17 protein-coding genes are annotated in these 17,089 nt (G+C 74.3%); all 17 read left to right on the top strand.

What is annotated here, in order from left to right:
* Nucleotides 1-20: 20 nt before the first annotated feature.
* The gene (gene smc / locus K336_RS0105885) at nt 21-3,566 is read left to right on the top strand and encodes a chromosome segregation protein SMC (RefSeq protein WP_028706531.1); all 3,546 of its coding nucleotides are present in this window, start codon (nt 21-23) and stop codon (nt 3,564-3,566) included.
* A 175-nt stretch (nt 3,567-3,741) separates the two neighbouring features.
* The gene (locus tag K336_RS18470) at nt 3,742-3,915 is read left to right on the top strand and encodes a hypothetical protein (protein ID WP_021798389.1); all 174 of its coding nucleotides are present in this window, start codon (nt 3,742-3,744) and stop codon (nt 3,913-3,915) included.
* 139 nt (nt 3,916-4,054) lie between these two features.
* Nucleotides 4,055-5,218 carry a signal recognition particle-docking protein FtsY gene (gene ftsY / locus K336_RS0105875; protein ID WP_028706530.1) on the top strand — a complete coding sequence of 388 codons (1,164 nt, stop codon included), beginning with the start codon at nt 4,055-4,057 and terminating at the stop codon, nt 5,216-5,218.
* Nucleotides 5,219-5,287: 69 nt separating this feature from the next.
* The gene (gene ffh, locus K336_RS0105870) at nt 5,288-6,850 is read left to right on the top strand and encodes a signal recognition particle protein (RefSeq protein WP_028706529.1); all 1,563 of its coding nucleotides are present in this window, start codon (nt 5,288-5,290) and stop codon (nt 6,848-6,850) included.
* Nucleotides 6,851-6,857: 7 nt separating this feature from the next.
* Nucleotides 6,858-7,949, top strand: coding sequence for an amidohydrolase family protein (locus K336_RS0105865; protein ID WP_028706528.1), 1,092 nt, complete (start codon nt 6,858-6,860; stop codon nt 7,947-7,949).
* 87 nt (nt 7,950-8,036) lie between these two features.
* Nucleotides 8,037-9,056 carry a hypothetical protein gene (locus tag K336_RS16900; protein ID WP_155945004.1) on the top strand — a complete coding sequence of 340 codons (1,020 nt, stop codon included), beginning with the start codon at nt 8,037-8,039 and terminating at the stop codon, nt 9,054-9,056.
* Nucleotides 9,057-9,254: 198 nt separating this feature from the next.
* Nucleotides 9,255-9,668 carry a 30S ribosomal protein S16 gene (gene rpsP, locus K336_RS0105855; RefSeq protein ID WP_028706527.1) on the top strand — a complete coding sequence of 138 codons (414 nt, stop codon included), beginning with the start codon at nt 9,255-9,257 and terminating at the stop codon, nt 9,666-9,668.
* A gap of 2 nt (nt 9,669-9,670) precedes the next feature.
* Complete coding sequence (locus tag K336_RS0105850) at nt 9,671-9,925, top strand: RNA-binding protein (protein ID WP_021796658.1); 255 nt, start codon at nt 9,671-9,673, stop codon at nt 9,923-9,925.
* The gene (gene rimM, locus K336_RS0105845; protein ID WP_028706526.1) at nt 9,925-10,488 is read left to right on the top strand and encodes a ribosome maturation factor RimM; all 564 of its coding nucleotides are present in this window, start codon (nt 9,925-9,927) and stop codon (nt 10,486-10,488) included. The genes K336_RS0105850 and rimM overlap by 1 nt, the downstream gene beginning before the upstream one ends.
* Nucleotides 10,489-10,520: 32 nt before the next feature.
* A complete protein-coding gene (trmD, locus tag K336_RS0105840) occupies nt 10,521-11,240 on the top strand; it encodes a tRNA (guanosine(37)-N1)-methyltransferase TrmD (protein WP_028706525.1) in 720 nt (239 codons plus the stop codon).
* A 192-nt stretch (nt 11,241-11,432) separates the two neighbouring features.
* Nucleotides 11,433-11,789, top strand: a complete 357-nt coding sequence (gene rplS, locus K336_RS0105835) for a 50S ribosomal protein L19 (protein ID WP_021798578.1) — start codon at nt 11,433-11,435, stop codon at nt 11,787-11,789.
* Nucleotides 11,786-12,592 carry a signal peptidase I gene (gene lepB, locus K336_RS14800; protein WP_043150407.1) on the top strand — a complete coding sequence of 269 codons (807 nt, stop codon included), beginning with the start codon at nt 11,786-11,788 and terminating at the stop codon, nt 12,590-12,592. Before rplS ends, lepB begins: the two co-directional genes overlap by 4 nt.
* Nucleotides 12,589-13,227, top strand: coding sequence for a ribonuclease HII (locus K336_RS0105825; RefSeq protein ID WP_028706524.1), 639 nt, complete (start codon nt 12,589-12,591; stop codon nt 13,225-13,227). Before lepB ends, K336_RS0105825 begins: the two co-directional genes overlap by 4 nt.
* A complete protein-coding gene (locus K336_RS0105820) occupies nt 13,224-13,538 on the top strand; it encodes a DUF2469 domain-containing protein (protein WP_021798575.1) in 315 nt (104 codons plus the stop codon). Before K336_RS0105825 ends, K336_RS0105820 begins: the two co-directional genes overlap by 4 nt.
* 287 nt (nt 13,539-13,825) lie before the next feature.
* The gene (locus K336_RS20125) at nt 13,826-14,203 is read left to right on the top strand and encodes a YraN family protein (protein WP_028706523.1); all 378 of its coding nucleotides are present in this window, start codon (nt 13,826-13,828) and stop codon (nt 14,201-14,203) included.
* On the top strand, nt 14,200-15,747 hold the full coding sequence (locus K336_RS0105810; RefSeq protein ID WP_021796139.1) for a YifB family Mg chelatase-like AAA ATPase: 1,548 nt from the start codon (nt 14,200-14,202) through the stop codon (nt 15,745-15,747). Before K336_RS20125 ends, K336_RS0105810 begins: the two co-directional genes overlap by 4 nt.
* Entirely contained in the window at nt 15,744-16,886 is a 1,143-nt protein-coding gene (locus tag K336_RS14795) for a DNA-processing protein DprA (RefSeq protein WP_021796151.1), read from the top strand. The genes K336_RS0105810 and K336_RS14795 overlap by 4 nt, the downstream gene beginning before the upstream one ends.
* Nucleotides 16,887-17,089 lie beyond the last annotated feature (203 nt).

Genomic DNA, 17,089 nt, shown 5'->3' with positions numbered 1-17,089 from the left:
GGCCCGGGGATCGGGGCGGCATGTACCTGAAGTCGCTCACGCTCAAGGGCTTCAAGTCCTTCGCCTCGGCCACCACCCTCACCTTCGAGCCGGGCATCACGGCCATCGTCGGCCCGAACGGCTCGGGCAAGTCCAACATCGTCGACGCGCTCGCCTGGGTCATGGGCGAGCAGGGCGCCAAGCACCTGCGCGGCGGCAAGATGGACGACGTCATCTTCGCGGGCACCGCCGGCCGCGCCCCCCTCGGCCGCGCCGAGGTCACCCTGACGATCGACAACACCGACGGCGTGCTGCCCATCGACTACACCGAGGTGACGATCTCGCGCACCCTGTTCCGCGCCGGCGGCTCGGAGTACGCGATCAACGGCCAGACCGCCCGTCTGCTCGACGTGCAGGAGCTGCTGTCCGACACCGGCATGGGCCGTGAGATGCACGTCATCGTCGGTCAGGGCCAGCTCGACCAGATCCTCCAGGCCACGCCCGAGATGCGCCGGGGCTTCATCGAGGAGGCCGCCGGCGTCCTCAAGCACCGCCGCCGCCGGGAGAAGGCGGTCCGCAAGCTCGACTCCACCGCCGCGAACCTCGACCGGTTGAACGACCTCATCTCCGAGATTCGCCGCCAGCTCAAACCGCTCGGCCGCCAGGCCGCCGTGGCCCGCCGGGCGGCCGTCGTCCAGGCCGAGCTGCGCGACGCGCGGGCCCGTCTCATGGCCGACGACCTGACGGCCGCCACGCTGGCCCTCGAGTCCGGGACCGCCTCGGCCGCCACCCGCGAGGAGCAGAGGAGGCGGGCCGAGGAGCGGCTGGAGGCCGCCCGCCGCGTCCAGGCCCGGGCCGAGACGGAGGCCGCCGCCGCCCAGCCGGCGCTCGCGAGCGCCCAGGAGCGGTGGTACGCGGCCTCGACGCTGCGCGAACGCGTCGCCACCGTCGTCTCGATCAGCGCCGAGCGCATGCGCCACCGCGTCGACGACCGGCCCGGCACGAACGGTCGCGATCCCGACGAGCTCGACGCCGAGGCCGCGCGGGTCCGCGAGGCCGAGGCCGACCTGCGCGCCGAGATCGAGGCCGCCCGCTCGCGGCTCGCCGACGCCGGGGACGAGCGCTCCCGCCTCGAGGACGAGCACGCCGAGGCCGAGAAGGAGTACGCGGCCCGGCTGCGCGCCGTCGCCGACCGCCGCGAGGGCCTGGCCCGGCTCGGGGGTCAGGTCTCGGCGCTGCGCTCCCGCCTCGAGGCCGGGGCCGAGGAGACCGAGAGGCTGAGCGCCCGCCGCGACGAGGCGCTCGAACGCGCCGCCGAGGCCGACCGCCGGTACCTGGCCCTCGAGACCCGGATCACCGGCCTCGGCGAGGGCGAGTCCGATCTGGACGCCGCCTACGAGGACGCCGACTCCCGGGTCGCGCAGGCCCGGGAGCGGGTCGAGCGCTGCGAGGCCGAGCGCGTCGGGCTCGACCAGCGGGTCGCCACGCTGAGCGCCCGCATCGACGCCCTGGAGCTGGGCCTGGAGCGCGGGGACGGCGCCGCGGCCCTCGCCGGGCGCGACGGGCTGGGCGTCCTCGGCCCGCTCGACGGGCTGGTCGCCATCGAGCCCGGCTGGGAGGCGGCCCTGGCCGCGGCCCTCGGCCCGGCGTCCGAGGCACTGGCCGTCGCGGACCTCGACGGCGCCCAACGGGCCCTGGCCCTGCTGGGCGACGAGGAGCTCGGGACCGCCTCGCTCCTCGTCGCCGACGCCCCCGACGGGGGCCGGGGCCCGCACGGGCCGGTCGCCGGGGCGCGCCGCCTCGACGAGCTCGTCACCGCCGGCCCGGAGGTGGGCGCCTCCCTGCGCAGGCTGCTGGCCGGCGTCGTCGCCGTCGAGGACCTCGCCGGGGCGCGCGCCGTCGTCGAGGAGCACCCCGATCTGGTGGCCGTCACCCGCTCCGGCGAGCTGCTGAGCAGCTGGTTCGCCGCGGGCGGCTCGGGCCCCGGCAAGAGCGCCATCGAGCTGCGGGCCGCCGTCGCCGCGGCCCGCGAGGAGCTCGAGGAGGCCCGCCGCGAGGCTGAACGGGTCCGCTTCTCCGCGGCGCGCGCCGACGAGGCCCTGGCGGAGGCCGAACGGGCCGCCGACGAGGCGCTGGCCCGGCTCAACGAGTCGGACGCGGCGATGTCGGCCCTCGCCGAGCAGATCTCCCAGGCCGGCCAGGACGCCGAGAGCTCCCGCGCCGAGGCCGAGCGGCTCGCCGCGACGATCGACCGGACTGCGGCGGGCCGCGAGGCGGCAGAGCAGGAGCTGGAGGTCCTCACCGAGCGGCTGGCCCGCGCCGGCGACGAGGCCGAGCTGACCGAGCCCGACCCGTCCGTCCGCGACGAGCTGGCCGCCGCCGCCCGCCTGGCCCGGCAGAACGAGATGGAGGCCCGTCTGGCGCTGCGCACCGGTGAGGAGCGCGCCCGCGCCCTGGCCGGCAGGGCCGACTCCCTGGCCCGCTCCGCCGCCCGTGAGCGGCGCAGCCGGGCCGAGGCCGCCGCCCGCGCCGAACGGGCCCGCCGCGAGGCCGCCGTGGCGGCCTGCGTCCACGAGGCCGCCGTCTGGCTCGCCGCGCGGGTCGCCGCCGCCCGCGAGGCCGCCGACGCCGAGCGGCGCCGCGCCGACGCGGAGCGCGTCGAGGCCGAGACGGCGCTCGTCACCGCCCGCCACGAGGCGCGCGACCGCGCGGCCGAGCTCGACGAGCTCGTCGAGGGCTCCCACCGGGATGAGATGGCCCGCATCGAGCAGCGGATGCGCCTGGAGCAGCTCACCGAGAAGGCCATGTCGGAGCTCGGCATGGAGGCCGGGACCCTCCTCGCCGAGTACGGCCCCGACAAGCTCGTCCCCGTCCTCACCAGGCCGGACGGCTCCGCCCTCACCGCCGACGACGAGGTGCCCGAACCGGTGCCTTTCGACCGCGAGGAGCAGACCCGTCGCGCCCGCCGCGCCCGGCGCACCCTCGACCAGCTGGGGCGCATCAACCCGCTGGCCCTCGAGGAGTTCGACGCCCTCAACGAGCGCCACCAGTTCCTCGCCACCCAGCTCGAGGACCTCAGGAAGACCCGCAAGGACCTCCAGGACATCATCACCGAGATCGACGACCGCGTCCAGGAGGTCTTCACCCGGGCCCACGCCGACGTGGCGCGGGCCTTCGACGAGGTCTTCCCCCGCCTGTTCCCCGGTGGCGAGGGCCATCTGGTCCTCACCGAGCCCGACGACATGCTCGCGACGGGTGTCGACATCGAGGCGCGCCCGGCCGGCAAGAAGGTCAAGCGCATGTCGCTGCTGTCCGGCGGCGAGCGCTCCCTCGTCGCGGTGGCCTTCCTGTTCAGCCTCTTCATCGCCAGGCCCAGCCCCTTCTACATCCTCGACGAGGTCGAGGCGGCGCTGGACGACATGAACCTCTCGCGCCTGCTCGGCATCTACGAGGAACTGCGCAAGGACTCCCAGCTGCTCGTCATCACCCACCAGAAGCGCACGATGGAGAAGGCCGACGCGCTCTACGGCGTGACCATGCGCGGCGACGGCGTCACCACCGTCATCTCGCAGCGGCTGGCCGAGTGAGTCCGAGCCGGTGCGGCACGCGGGTCGAAGGCCCGCTCGTCGATGTGGTGCGCATGAGTGAGTCCACGCCGGCGCGGTGCGCGGGGGTCACCGGTGCGGCGCGGTGCGCGGTTCAGCGGCAGGTGGGCACTAGGGTGGACGCGTCCGCTCTGACGACCGGCGCTGGAGGCCCACCGTGTTCCTGTTCATCATCGTCACGATCCTGATCCTGGCCATCGCCCTCGGCATCGGGCTGGTCGTCGTCGTGGGCATGCAGGGCTACCGCCGCGAGGAGAACAGGAAGCTCTACGAGCGCCTCAACCGGATCGCCGTGCGGATGAACGGCGATCTGCCGCGCGAGCGGCCCTGAGCCCCGGCCGCGCCGCCGCCTGTCCGGCGCGTCACGGCACCGGCGCCCCGACCCGGTGGCGGGCTCCGCGCAGAGGCCCGCGGGGGACGGCCCGTCTCCGGAGGGCGGATCGGCCGGGGCCGGTCGGTAGACTCGCCCTGTGAGTCCAACGATCTGGGTAGTCATCGTCACCCTCGCCTGTGCGCTCGTCATCGGCGGCGTCGTCGGCGGGGTCCGCCGCGCGCGCCGCTCCAGGGGCGAACTGGCCCCCTCGGCCGAGCCGTCCACGATCCCCGCGCCCGCCCCGCCGCCTGCGCTCGGCGGGGCCGAGGGGGCGCCGGGGGCCGGCGAGTCCGAGGAGGCCCCGTCCGAACCGGCCGCCCCGCAGCTCGAGATCCCGGAGGCTCCCGCCGGCCGCATGGTGCGGCTGCGACGCAGACTGGCCGGTTCGAACAACCATCTGGCCCGTGCGCTCGCCGATCTGCTGAGCGCCGACCGCCTCGATGAGGACGTCTGGGACGACTTCGAGACCACCCTCATCACCTCCGACCTGGGCGTCGGCCCCACCGCGGAGCTCGTCGAGAGGCTGCGCCGCGAGCTGGCCGTCGAGGGCATCAGCGAGCCCGCCCGGGCCCGCGAGCTGCTGCGCCGCGAGCTCATCGGGCTCGTCGACCCGAGCCTCGACCGGGGCCTGGCCCTCGAGCACGCCGAGGGCGTGCCCGCCGTCATCATGCTCGTCGGAGTCAACGGCACCGGCAAGACCACCACCGTCGGCAAGCTCGGCCGCATGCTCGTCGCCCAGGGCCGCAGCGTCCTGTTCGGCGCCGCCGACACCTTCCGCGCCGCCGCCGCCGAGCAGCTCGGGACCTGGGGCGAACGCGTCGGCGTGCGCACCGTCCGGGGCGCCGAGGGCGCCGATCCCGCGTCGGTCGCCTTCAACGCCGTCGACGAGGGCATCACCGAGGGCGTCGACGTCGTCCTCGTCGACACCGCCGGTCGGCTGCACACCAAGGTCGGCCTCATGGACGAGCTCGGCAAGGTCAAGCGCGTCATCGAGAAGAAGGCCCCCGTCGGCGAGGTCCTGCTCGTCCTCGACGCCACGACCGGCCAGAACGGGCTGGCGCAGGCCCGCGTCTTCGCCGAGGCCGTCGACGTCACCGGCATCGTCCTCACGAAGCTCGACGGCTCCGCCAAGGGCGGCATCGTCGTCCAGGTCCAGCGCGAGCTGGGCGTTCCCGTCAAGTTCATCGGCCTCGGCGAGGGGGCCGACGACCTGGCCCCCTTCGACCCGGAGGGCTTCGTGGACGGCCTGCTGGGCGAGTAGCCCGCCCGGCCCCGGCGGGCGGGGACCCCACGTATTGTTGACCCCACATCCGCAACCGAGGAAGAGCCAGTGTTCGACACCCTGCAAGATCGTCTCGCCGCCACCTTCAAGTCGCTGCGCGGCAAGGGCCGCCTCACGGACGCCGACATCGACGCCACGACCCGCGAGATCCGCATCGCCCTGCTCGAGGCCGATGTCGCCCTGCCGGTCGTCAAGGAGTTCGTCTCCCACGTGCGCGACCGCGCCAAGGGCGCCGAGCTGTCGAAGGTCCTCAACCCCACCCAGCAGATCGTCAAGATCGTCAACGAGGAGCTCATCGCGATCCTCGGCGGCCAGGAGCGCCAGATCCGCTTCGCCCCCGCGCCCGGCCCGACGGTCATCATGCTCGCCGGCCTCCAGGGCGCCGGCAAGACGACCCTGGCCGGCAAGCTCGGCCACTGGCTGTCCGAGCAGGGGCGCAGTCCGATGCTCGTCGCCGCCGACCTCCAGCGGCCCAATGCCGTCGAGCAGTTGCGGATCGTCGGCGAGCGCGCCGGCGTGCCGGTCCACGCCCCCCAGCCCGGCAACGGGGTCGGCGATCCGGTGGAGGTGGCCCGGGGCTCCCTCGAGGAGGCCCGCCGCGGCCTCCACGACGTCGTCGTCGTCGACACCGCCGGCCGGCTGGGCGTCGACGAGGAGATGATGGCCCAGGCCCGCGACATCAAGGCCGCCATCGCGCCCGACGAGACCCTCTTCGTCGTCGACGCGATGATCGGCCAGGACGCCGTCAACACGGCGCGCGCTTTCGAGGAGGGCGTCGGCATCGACGCCGTCGCCCTGTCCAAGCTCGACGGCGACGCCCGCGGCGGCGCGGCCCTGTCCATCGCGCGAGTGCTCGGCAAGCCGATCATGTTCGCCTCCAACGGCGAGCAGCTGACCGACTTCGACCTCTTCCACCCCGACCGGATGGCCAGCCGCATCCTCGGCATGGGCGACATGCTCACCCTCATCGAGCAGGCCGAGAAGGCCTTCGACGAGGAGCAGGCCCGCGCCAGCGCCGAGAAGCTGCTCGCCGGCAACGGGGAGTTCGGCCTCCAGGACTTCCTCGACCAGCTCAAGCAGCTGCGCACGATGGGCCCGCTCACGAAGATCTTCGGGATGCTGCCGGGCGCGGGCGGCCAGATGAAGGAGGCCCTCGACAACCTCGACGAGCGCGAGGTCGACCATCTCGAGGCCATCATCCTCTCGATGACCCCGGCCGAACGCGCCGACGTGGGCATCCTCAACGGCTCGCGGCGCGCCCGCATCGCCAGGGGCGCCGGCGTCACGGTGCACGACGTCAACTCCCTCGTCAACCGCTTCGTCGACGCCCGCAGGATGATGCAGTCGATGGGGCCGATGATGGGCATGGGGGGCGGCGCCCGCAGGCCCCGCCCGCCCAAGACGGAGCGCTCATCCCTGGCCATGGACCGCTCCGCGAAGAAGGGCAGGGGCAAGAAGGGCAGGAAGAAGAAGGGCACCGGCCAGCAGGTTCCCGCGCAGCTGGCCGGGGGGGTGCAGAACCCCTTCGCCCAGGCGGGTCCGGCCCGGCCCGGCGCCCAGGCGGGCGACTTCGAGCTGCCCGGCGAGCTGCGCGGCATGTTCGACGGGTGAGCCGACGATGAGTGGCCGCGACGATCGGGGCGTCTGGCGCCTGCGCGGCGTGCTGCTGCCGGCCGGCGAGACGGCGGAGCTGTGGGTCGCCGACGGCGTGCTCGTGCCCGGCCCCGTCGACGGGGCCACGACCCTGTGCGACGGCGGCTGGATCATGCCCGGTCTCGTCGACGCCCACTGCCACGTCGGGCTGGGCCGTGGCGGCGCCGTGAGCATGGACACGGCCCGCGAGCAGGCCCTCGCCGACCGCGACGGCGGCGCCCTCCTCCTGCGCGACGCCGGCTCGCCGACCGACACCCGTGCTTTCGACGACGACCCGGAACTGCCGCGCATCATCCGCGCAGGACGCCACATCGCCCGCCCCAGGCGCTACATCGCCGGGTACGCCGCCGAGATCGAGCCCGGCGAGCTCGTCGCCGAGGTCGAGCGCCAGGCCCGCGCCGGGGACGGCTGGGTGAAGATCGTCGGCGACTGGATCGACCGCTCGCTCGGCGACCTCGCGCCGCTGTGGGACCCCGCGGAGGCCGCCGAGGCGATCGCCCGCGCCCACAGGCTCGGTGCCCGCGTCACCGCGCACTGCTTCGCCGAGGAGTCCGTCGCCCAGCTCGTCGACGCCGGCATCGACGGCATCGAGCACGGCACCGGTATGAGCGAGGACGTCATCGGCGCGATGGCGGCCCGCGGCGTCGCCCTCGTGCCCACCATGATCAACCTGGCCACCTTCGGGCGCATCGCGGACGCCGGCCAGGCGAAGTACCCCCGATACGCCGCCCACATGCGCGTGCTTGGCGCCCGTCACCGGCGGGTGCTCGCCTGCGCCCGAGAGGCCGGGGTGCCGATCTACGCGGGCACCGATGCCGGGGGCACCATCGTCCACGGGCGCATCAGCGACGAGATCGCCGCCCTGGCGACCATCGGCCCGGCCGAGTTCGCGCTCGGCGCGGCGAGCTGGCGGGCCCGCTCCTGGCTCGGCCGCTCCGGGCTCCAGTACGGCGCCAGCGCCGATCTCGTCGTCCTGGGCGCCGATCCGCGCCGTGACGTGGGCGTCTGCGCCCATCCGGAGCTCATCGTGCTGTGCGGGACGCCCCGGCGCCCATGAACCCGCCGCGCCCCGCCGCCGGCCGACGGCGCCCGTCCATGATCCGGCCCCGGCGGAGGCCGTGGCGGCCCGTGAAAGAATCGGTTCATGAGTGAGCGCCCTGAGTTCGTTGGACCCGCCGACTCCGAGGAGTCCGTCTTCTCCCGCGGCGGGCAGGATGCGTCGGTGCCGCAGGACCCGCCCCCGCCCGACGAGGGCGACCTGCCCGAGACCGTGCTGGCCTCCCGGCAGAATCCCCCCGCCGGGCCGGACGGCCCCGATGCTCCGGCGGCTCCGGGGTCGCAGGAGGCCCCTGCCGGGGCGGACGGGCCTGCCGCACAGGGGCCCTCGGCCGCCCCGGCGGCTCCGGAGACCCCGGCCGGCGGCGCCCGGGACGTCCCCGACGAGCCGACTGCCCGGGCCTCCAGGATCATGCCGCCGTGGACCGCCCAACCCTTCCCGAATGCGAGCAACTACCGCCGCGACCCGGCTGCCCGGGAGGCCCCGTCGTTCGTCGATCCGGGCGCGTCGGGTGCGCCGGTCGCGCCGCCGGGGAACCACTGGCAGCCCCGGCAGGCCTCCTCGAACCGGTTCCAGACCGGCGCCCCGGGTTGGTACGGCGCCCCGGCGACGAACCCGCCTCCGCCGTCGGCCGGACGCGCCACCGGCCACGCGCAGGGCGCCGATCCGGCGGCGGGGGGCTACGCGGGGTGGCCCCAGGGCGGCTACGCCGGGCAGGCCCCCGTGCCGGTCGTCCCATCCCCGGCGGCCCCGGGCCCCTGCTACGAACTCGGCCCCATCCTCATCCGAGGTGACAGGGTCATCACGCCGAACGGCACGATCCCGCTGTCGCAGGCCCAGTTCTCGTTCCAGGACATGTCGCAGACCGTCAAGAGCACGCCGACGTGGGCGATCGTCCTGGCGATCGTCCTGGTTTGGTTGCTGCTGCTCTCGCTGCTGCTGCTCATCGTCCAGGAGGAGCGGACCACCGGCCAGGTCGTCATCTCGGTGGTGGGCGGCGAGGGGGCCTTCACCATGACGGTTCCGGTGACCAGCCGGGCTCAGGTCGGCGTCTGGGCCCAGCAGGTGCAGTACGCCCAGATGATCGCCGCCCGGGCGCGCGGCTGAGCCCCGTCCCGCATCGGGCGTTTTCACGATGATCCCGCCATCTGGCACAATGGACGCCGCGTCTGCGTCGCGGTGCCCTCTCACGCCGCCCCGCCGACCCCGTCGAGCGGCATCGCCGTGTCCCCACGCGCGCGAGGCCCGCCCATCCACCAGCCCCGGGCGCGTCCCGGGCATTCGTACAGGAGAGAACCACATACCGTGGCCACCAAGATTCGTCTGAAGAAGCTCGGCAAGATCCGCGAGCCGCACTACCGCGTCGTCGTCATGGACTCGCGCAAGAAGCGCGACGGCCGCTCCATCGAGGAGATCGGCCAGTACCACCCCAAGGACGACCCGTCGGTCATCGCCATCGACTCCGAGCGCGTTCAGTACTGGCTGTCCGTGGGCGCCCAGCCCACCGAGGCCGTCGTCGCCCTGCTCAAGCGCACCGGCGACTGGCAGAGGTTCACCGGCGACGACTCCGTCCCGGCGGGCCTCGACGTGAGGGCCCCGAAGGCCGACAGGCTCGAGCTCTTCAACGCCGCCCTCGCCGAGGCCGATGGCGAGCCCGTCACGAGCGCCGTCACCGCCAAGAGGGGCAAGGAGGCCGACGGCGAGAAGGCCGAGGCCTGATCGTGCTCGCCGACGCTCTGGAGCACCTGGTTCGGGGCATCGTCACCCATCCCGAGGATGTGCGCATCCGCGACAAGGAGCTCCGTCGTGGCCGCATGCTCGAGGTCCGGGTCAACCCCGAGGACATCGGCAAGGTGATCGGCCGTCAGGGCCGCACCGCGACGGCGCTCCGCACCGTCGTGTCGGCCCTCGCCGGGCCCGAGCAGGTGCGCATCGACTTCATCGACGTCGACCGCCGCGGGCCCCGTCGCCGCTGATGGACGGGGCAGCGGCGACCGTCGAGATCGTCGTCGCCACCGCGGGCAGGCCCCGCGGCGTGCGCGGCGAGGTCACTCTGCGGCTGCGCACCGACGAGCCCGGGCGCCGGCTGGCGCCCGGCTCGTGCTGCCGGGCGCGCCCCGGCGGGCACCGGCTCACCGTGCGCACCGCCCGGTGGGTCGGGGGCCGCTTCGTCGCCTCCTTCGACGAGGTGGGCGACCGCGACGGCGCCGAGCGGCTGCGGGGCGCCGAGCTCGTCGTCGACGCGCCCGCCGACGAAAGGCCCGCCGACGGGGACGAGTACTACGACCGCCAGCTCGTCGGGCTGCGCGTCCACGACGCCGCGGGCCGTGACGCCGGAGAGCTCGTCGACGTCCTCCACAACCCGGCGCAGGACCTGCTCGTCGTGCGCACCGCCGACGGGGAGCGCCTCGTGCCCTTCGTCGCCGCGCTCGTGCCCGAGGTCGACCTCGACGCCGGACGCGTCCGCCTGGCCGATGTGCCCGGTCTCCTCGACGAGCCCGCCGAGGCCGCGGACGGCGCCGGGGAGGACGGTTCGTGAGCGCCGGCCCGGGGGCGGCGGACGGGCCGGCCATGCGTCTCGACGCCGTGACGATCCTCCCCGAGTACTTCGAACCGCTCCGCCTCAGCCTCATCGGGCGGGCCGTCGAGAGCGGGCTGCTCGAGCTGCACGTCCACGACCTGCGCGAGTACACCCACGACCGCCACCGCACCGTCGACGACACCCCGTACGGTGGGGGAGCGGGCATGGTCATGAAGCCGGAGCCCTGGGGCGAGGCCCTCGATGCACTGCTGGCCGATCTCGGGTCGCGCGAGGACCGGCCGGTCCTCGTCGTGCCCACCCCGTCCGGGCGGCCGTTCACGCAGGCCGAGGCCGCCGACCTCGCCTCCCACCCGTCGATGGCCTTCGCCTGTGGACGGTACGAGGGCATCGACCGCCGCGTTCTCGACTGGGCCGGCGGGCTCTTCGACGTGCGCGAGCTCAGCCTGGGCGATTACGTGCTCAACGGCGGCGAGGTCGCGGCGTTGGCCATGATCGAGGCCGTCGTCCGGCTCGTCCCCGGTGTCATCGGCAACCCCGACTCGCTCGTGGAGGAGTCGTACTCCGACGCCGACGACCCCCTGCTCGAGTACCCGGTCTACACGAAGCCGGCCAGCTGGCGGGGCCTCGAGGTGCCGCCGGTCCTGCTGTCCGGCGACCACGGCAGGGTCGGGGCCTGGCGCGCCGAGCGCTCCCTCGAGATCACCCGCGCCCGCCGTCCCGACCTGCTCGGGCGGCCCGCCGCCGAGTGATGAGGGGCAGGACGACCCGCCGCCGGGGGCCGGGCCGCTCCCCGTCGCGGCGTTTGGCCCGGGGCGGTGAGTGTGCCAGAATGATTTGCTGTTGCGTCCGGTCCGGCTCCTGCCACGGGGGGATCGTCCGGCCGGGGGCTCCCACCGATCTTTCATGACGAGGCGACCCGTGGCGCCGGCGAGGACGAGAGCATGACCAACAGTCTCATCAGCAGCATCGATCGGGCGTCGCTGCGCGATGACGTCCCCGAGTTCCGCGTGGGCGACACGCTCCGCGTCCATGTGAAGGTCGTCGAGGGCAACAAGTCCCGCGTCCAGATGTTCACCGGCGCCGTCATCTCCCGCACCGGCGCCGGCGTCCAGGAGTCCTTCACCGTCCGCAAGGTCTCCTACGGCTGTGGCGTCGAGCGCACCTTCCCCCTGCACAGCCCGATCATCGACCACATCGAGGTCGAGCGCCGCGGCGACGTGCGCCGCGCCAAGCTCTACTACCTGCGCGGTCTGCGCGGCAAGGCCGCCAAGATCAAGGAAAAGCGCGATCACGCGTGAGCGGGGCAGACAAGGACCCGGACGCCTCCGGCAGGACTGGGAAGACGAAGGACCGCGGCGGACGGTCCACCCGGTCGGGTTTTCTGGGCTTCCTCGGCGAGTTCGGGATCATCGTTCTCGTGGCGCTGATCCTGTCGGCGCTCCTGCGCACCTTCCTGGTGCAGCTGTTCGTCATTCCCTCCTCCTCGATGGAGCACACGCTCGACATCGGTGACCGGGCGGTGGTCGTCAAGACCGTGGACTTCCACCGCGGCGACGTCGTCGTCTTCCGGGACCCCGGCGACTGGCTCTCCGAGAACTCGATCACCACGACGAGCCCGGTGCGCAGGGTCTTCGAGTTCCTCGGGGTCATGCCCGCCTCGTCGGCCGACCACTTGGTCAAGCGCGTCATCGGCATGCCGGGCGATCACGTCGTCTGCTGCACCGACAACGGCCGCATCGAGGTCAACGGCACGCCCTTGGACGAGGACCCCTATCTCTACGAGGCGAACGGCTCGATGGTCTCGCCGAGCGACATCCCCTTCGACCTCGTCGTGCCGGCCGACCGCGTCTTCGTCATGGGCGACCACCGCAACGACTCTCGCGACTCCCGCTACCACCTGTGCGACAGCGCCCCCGGTGAGGCCGAGGGCACGGGGGCCTTCGTCCCCGTCGCCGACGTGACGGGCCCCGTCGTGGCGATCGCGCTGCCGTTCTCCAGGGCGACGAGGCTGCACATCCCCGGCACCTTCGCCTCGGTCCCGGACGCCGGCGCGGCGCCGGCCCAGCCCGTCATCAACCTCAGTCCCTGCAAACCCTCGTGAGTGTGCGGGCCGAGCGCCCGTACGGCTACGAGCGCGCCCTGACCGAGGCCGGTCTCGGCCCCGTCGCCGGTGCCGACGAGGCGGGGCGGGGCGCCTGCGCGGGCCCCCTCGTCGCAGCAGCCGTCATCCTCGACGACTCCCCGGCCGGTCTCATCGAGGGTCTCGACGACTCCAAACGGCTCACCGCGCGGGCCCGCGAGCGCCTCTACGAGGAGATCACCGCCCGCGCCCTGGCCTGGTCGTGCGTCCGCGTCGAGGCCGATGAGTGCGACCGCTTGGGCATGGCCGAGGCGGACCTCCAGGGGCTGCGCCGCGCCCTGCTGCGCCTGGACCCCGGGCCCCGATTCGCCCTCATCGACGGCTTCGAGGTGCCCGGGCTCCCCGTCCCCGGCCTGGGCATGTGGAAGGGCGACCGGGTGTGCGCCTGCGTGAGCGCGGCCTCGATCATCGCCAAGGTCACCAGGGACCGCATCATGGTCGGCTACGACGAGCAGTACCCGGCTTACGGCTTCGCCACCCACAAGGGCTACGTCACGGCGCTGCACCGCGAGCGCCTCGAGCGGCTCGGGCCGTGCGCCATCCACCGGCTCGGCTACGCGAACGTCCGGGCAGCGGCTAGGCTGGTCCAATCATGAGCAGCGCCGATGATCTGGATGCCTACGAGAGCAGACTCGAGCTCGATCTGTACCGCGAGTACAAGGACGTGGTGAACATCTTCGCCTACGCCGTCGAGACCGAACGGCGCTTCTACCTGTGCAACGCGGTCGACCTCAAGGTGCGCACCGAGGGCGGCGACGTCTACTACGAGGTCTCCCTCGGCGACGCCTGGGTCTGGGACATGTACCGGCCCAGCCGCTTCGTGAAGTCGGCCAAGGTCCTCACCTTCCGCGACGTCTCCATCGAGGAGATCCAGCACACCGACCTCGAGGTGCCGGAGACGAAGTGAGTCCGGCCCCGGACGGACCTGTGGACAACTGATCGGAACGGCCCGCGCCGACCACACTCCCAACGGAGGTGGTGGTGATGAGCACCAGATCGACGGGCAGAGGAACGACGGGGGCATCGCGGGGAGCCGTGCCGGTGGGCGCCCGGCGCACGGGCGATGGGCGCACCGACGGGGGCCCGGCGGGTCACTGGGCGGCGGCGCCGAACGGCGCGGCGAGGCGATGCCCGGCCTCGAACGGCCCCTCGGAGCGCGGCGCTGCGGCATCGGGCCGCGACGAGGGGCGGCCGCTGGGCACCGGCGGCACCGCGGCATCGGGTCGGCGGGGCGAGGCCTTGGCCGCCGAGCACCTGGAGCGGCTGGGCTGGCGCGTCCTCGACCGGAACTGGCGGTGCAGTGCCGGCGAGATCGACCTCGTCGTCCACGATCCTCTCGAGGACGCCCTCGTCTTCGTCGAGGTGAAGTACCGCACCGGCACCGGCTACGGGGCGCCGCTCGAGGCGATCACGCACGCCAAGAGGATGCACCTGCGCGCCGTGGCCGCCGTCTGGCTGCGCGAGCACGGCATGTCGCTGCCCGTCGGGACGCGGGTGCGCATCGACGGGCTCGGCATCGTCAAGCTGCCCGGCCGCCGCGCCGAGTTCACCCATGTGCGGGGGCTGTCATGAGCGCCGCGCCGAGCACGGCGTCGGCGTGGTCGGTCGCGCTCATCGGCGTGCAGGGCACCCCGGTCGAGGTCGAGGCCGCACTCGGCCCGGGTCTGCCCCGCACCGTCCTGGTGGGGCTGCCCGACGCCGCCCTGTACGAGGCCCGCGACCGGTGCCGCGCCGCCGTTGCGGGAGCCGGCCTGGCCTGGCCCGACAGGCTCCTCACGATCAACCTCACCCCGGCCAGCCTGCCCAAGGCGGGCAGCCACTACGACCTGGCGATCGTCGCCGCCGTCCTCGCGTGCTCCGAGCTGGTCCCGCGAGGCATCGCCTCGTCCTCGGTGCTGCTCGGCGAGCTGGGGCTCGACGGCAGGGTCAGACCCGTGCGGGGCATCCTGCCGGCCCTCCTCGCGGCGCGGGCGGCCGGCCTCGGGCGCGCCGTCGTGCCCGCCGGTCAGACCGGTGAGGCGCAGCTCGTCACGGGGCTCACCGTGTGGGGTGTGCGCGACCTCGCCGATCTCGTCGAAGTGCTCCACGGTCGGCCGGTGCTCACCGGGGCGGGGCCCCGATCCGTGCCGGCGCCCCTGGCTGTGCCCGACCTGGCCGACGTCCTCGGTCAGGAGCAGGCCCGCTGGGCCCTCGAGGTCGCCGCGGCCGGCGGCCACCACATCTTCTTCCACGGGCCGCCCGGCACCGGCAAGACGATGCTCGCCCAGCGTCTGCCGGGGCTCCTGCCCCTTCTCGACGACGAGCAGGCTCTCGAGGTCTCGGCCGTGCACTCGCTGGCCGGCGAGGACCTCGGCGGCGGCCTCATCCGGCGCGCCCCGTTCGCCGATCCGCACCACAACGCGACCGTCGCGGCGATGGTCGGCGGCGGCGCCCGCGTCGCACGGCCCGGGGCCGTCTCGCTGGCCCACCGCGGGGTGCTCCTCCTCGACGAGGCGCCGGAGTTCTCCCCCCGGGTGCTCGACGCCCTGCGCACCCCGCTGGAGTCCGGTCGCATCACCATCGCGCGCTCGGCGGCGTCGGTCACCTATCCGGCGCGCTTCCAGCTCGTCCTGGCCGCCAACCCGTGCCCCTGCGGGAACCACGGCGTCCCGGGGGTGCAGTGCCGATGCACTCCCATGGCGGTGCGCCGGTACGCCCAGCGGATCAGCGGCCCGGTGCTCGACCGCATCGACATCCACGTCCGGGTCACGGGCGAGGGGACCGCCGGGCTCACCGCCGGTCCCGATGCGCAGCGGGGCGAGGACTCCGCGTCGGTCGGAGGCCGCGTCATCGAGGCCCGGCAACGCCAGCGAGCGCGCCTGTCCGGGACGCCGTGGACGCTCAACGCCCACGTCCCCGGCTCCCACCTGCGCCGCGGGCTGCCGCCGGTCCAGGGCGTCGAGCTCATCGACCATGCGCTGGCTCGGGGTCTCGTCTCGGCCCGGGGCATCGACAAGATCCTGCGCGTCGCGTGGACCGTCGCCGACCTCGCCGGTCACGACGAGGTCACGCGGGCCGACCTCGCCGCGGCCGTGGGGCTGCGGCGGGGCGAGCTCTGGACGGGGGCGGCGGCATGAGCACGACGGGAACGGCCTGGACCCCCGAACGCCGCGCCCGGGCGGCGCTCACCTTCATCTGCGAGCCGGGCAGGCCCGATCTGTCCCGGTTCGTCGCCGAGCAGGGGGCGCCGGACGTCGTCGAGGCGCTCCTCGCTTCGAGCGGCACCGCGGCATGGTCGCGGCGGGCGCGCTGTCTCGACCTCGACGCCCTCATCGCGCGCGCGGAGGCTCTCGGCGCGCGTCTGGTCGTCCCCGGCGACGACGAGTGGCCTGCCCCGCTGGCCGAGCTCGACCGCATCGAACCGGTCGGCGGCATGTGCGGGGCGCCACTGGCCCTGTGGGTCGCGGGCCGCCGGCGGCTCGACGAGATCCTGCGACCGGGGTACGGGGCGCTGGCGATCGTCGGGGCCCGGGCCTGCACGCGCTACGGTCAGGCGCTGGCCACCGACCTGGCCTCGCGCCTGGCGGGCCAGTTCCCCGTCATCAGCGGGGGCGCCTACGGCATCGACATCGCGGCCCACAGGGGGGCCCTCGCCGCCGGGGCCCCGACCGTCGCCGTCATGGCCGGCGGCCTCGACGAGTGGTACCCGAAGGGCAACACCCGGGTCTTCGAGCAGATCCTCGACGAATGGGCGGTCGTCTCCGAGCTGCCGCCGGGCATGCGCCCCACCCGGCCCGGCTTCCTCGCCCGGAACAGGCTCATCGCCGCCCTCTCCGCGGGGGTGCTCGTCGTCGAGGCCGCGATGCGCTCCGGCGCGGTCAACACGGCGCACTGGGCGGGTGCGCTGGGCCGGATCGTCATGGCCGTCCCCGGGCCCGTCACGTCGGGCATGAGTGAGACACCGCACCGGCTCATCCGCGACCACGAGGCCGAGCTCGTCGCGGGGCCGGCCGATGTGCGGGCCCTGCTCTGCGCGCCCGGCGAGCAGCTCGAGGGGCCGTGGATGACACCGACCAGACCCCTCGACGGGCTCGACCCGCGGCTGCTCGCCGTCCGCGAGGCCCTGCCCGGGCGGGGGAGCCTCACCGTTGACCAGCTGGCCTCCCGAGCCCGCTGCACCAGCGCCGCCTGCGACGGCGCCCTCGTCGAACTGGAGCTGCTCGGCCTGGTCGAGCAGGACGAGTCGGGGCGCTGGCGGCTCCGTAGGCCCCGTTGAGCGACGGTCCGTGGCCGACTCTCGGCCGTCCCGGCAGTCGCCCCCGTTCCCCGGGAGCGTCCTCCTGCGGGCCCGGGACCCGGCTCGATAGCCGGCTTCGAGCCGTTCCTGTTGAAGCCGTTCCCCCTGCGGGCCCCGGGGCCCGCAGCGCGGGGGCAAGGGCCGCGACCGCGACGCGCAGCGTCCCTCTGCGGGTCCGGGCC

Source organism: Propionibacterium acidifaciens DSM 21887 (assembly GCF_000426605.1).
Classification (GTDB): domain Bacteria; phylum Actinomycetota; class Actinomycetes; order Propionibacteriales; family Propionibacteriaceae; genus Propionibacterium; species Propionibacterium acidifaciens.
This window is presented reverse-complemented; position numbering and strand designations above follow the sequence as displayed.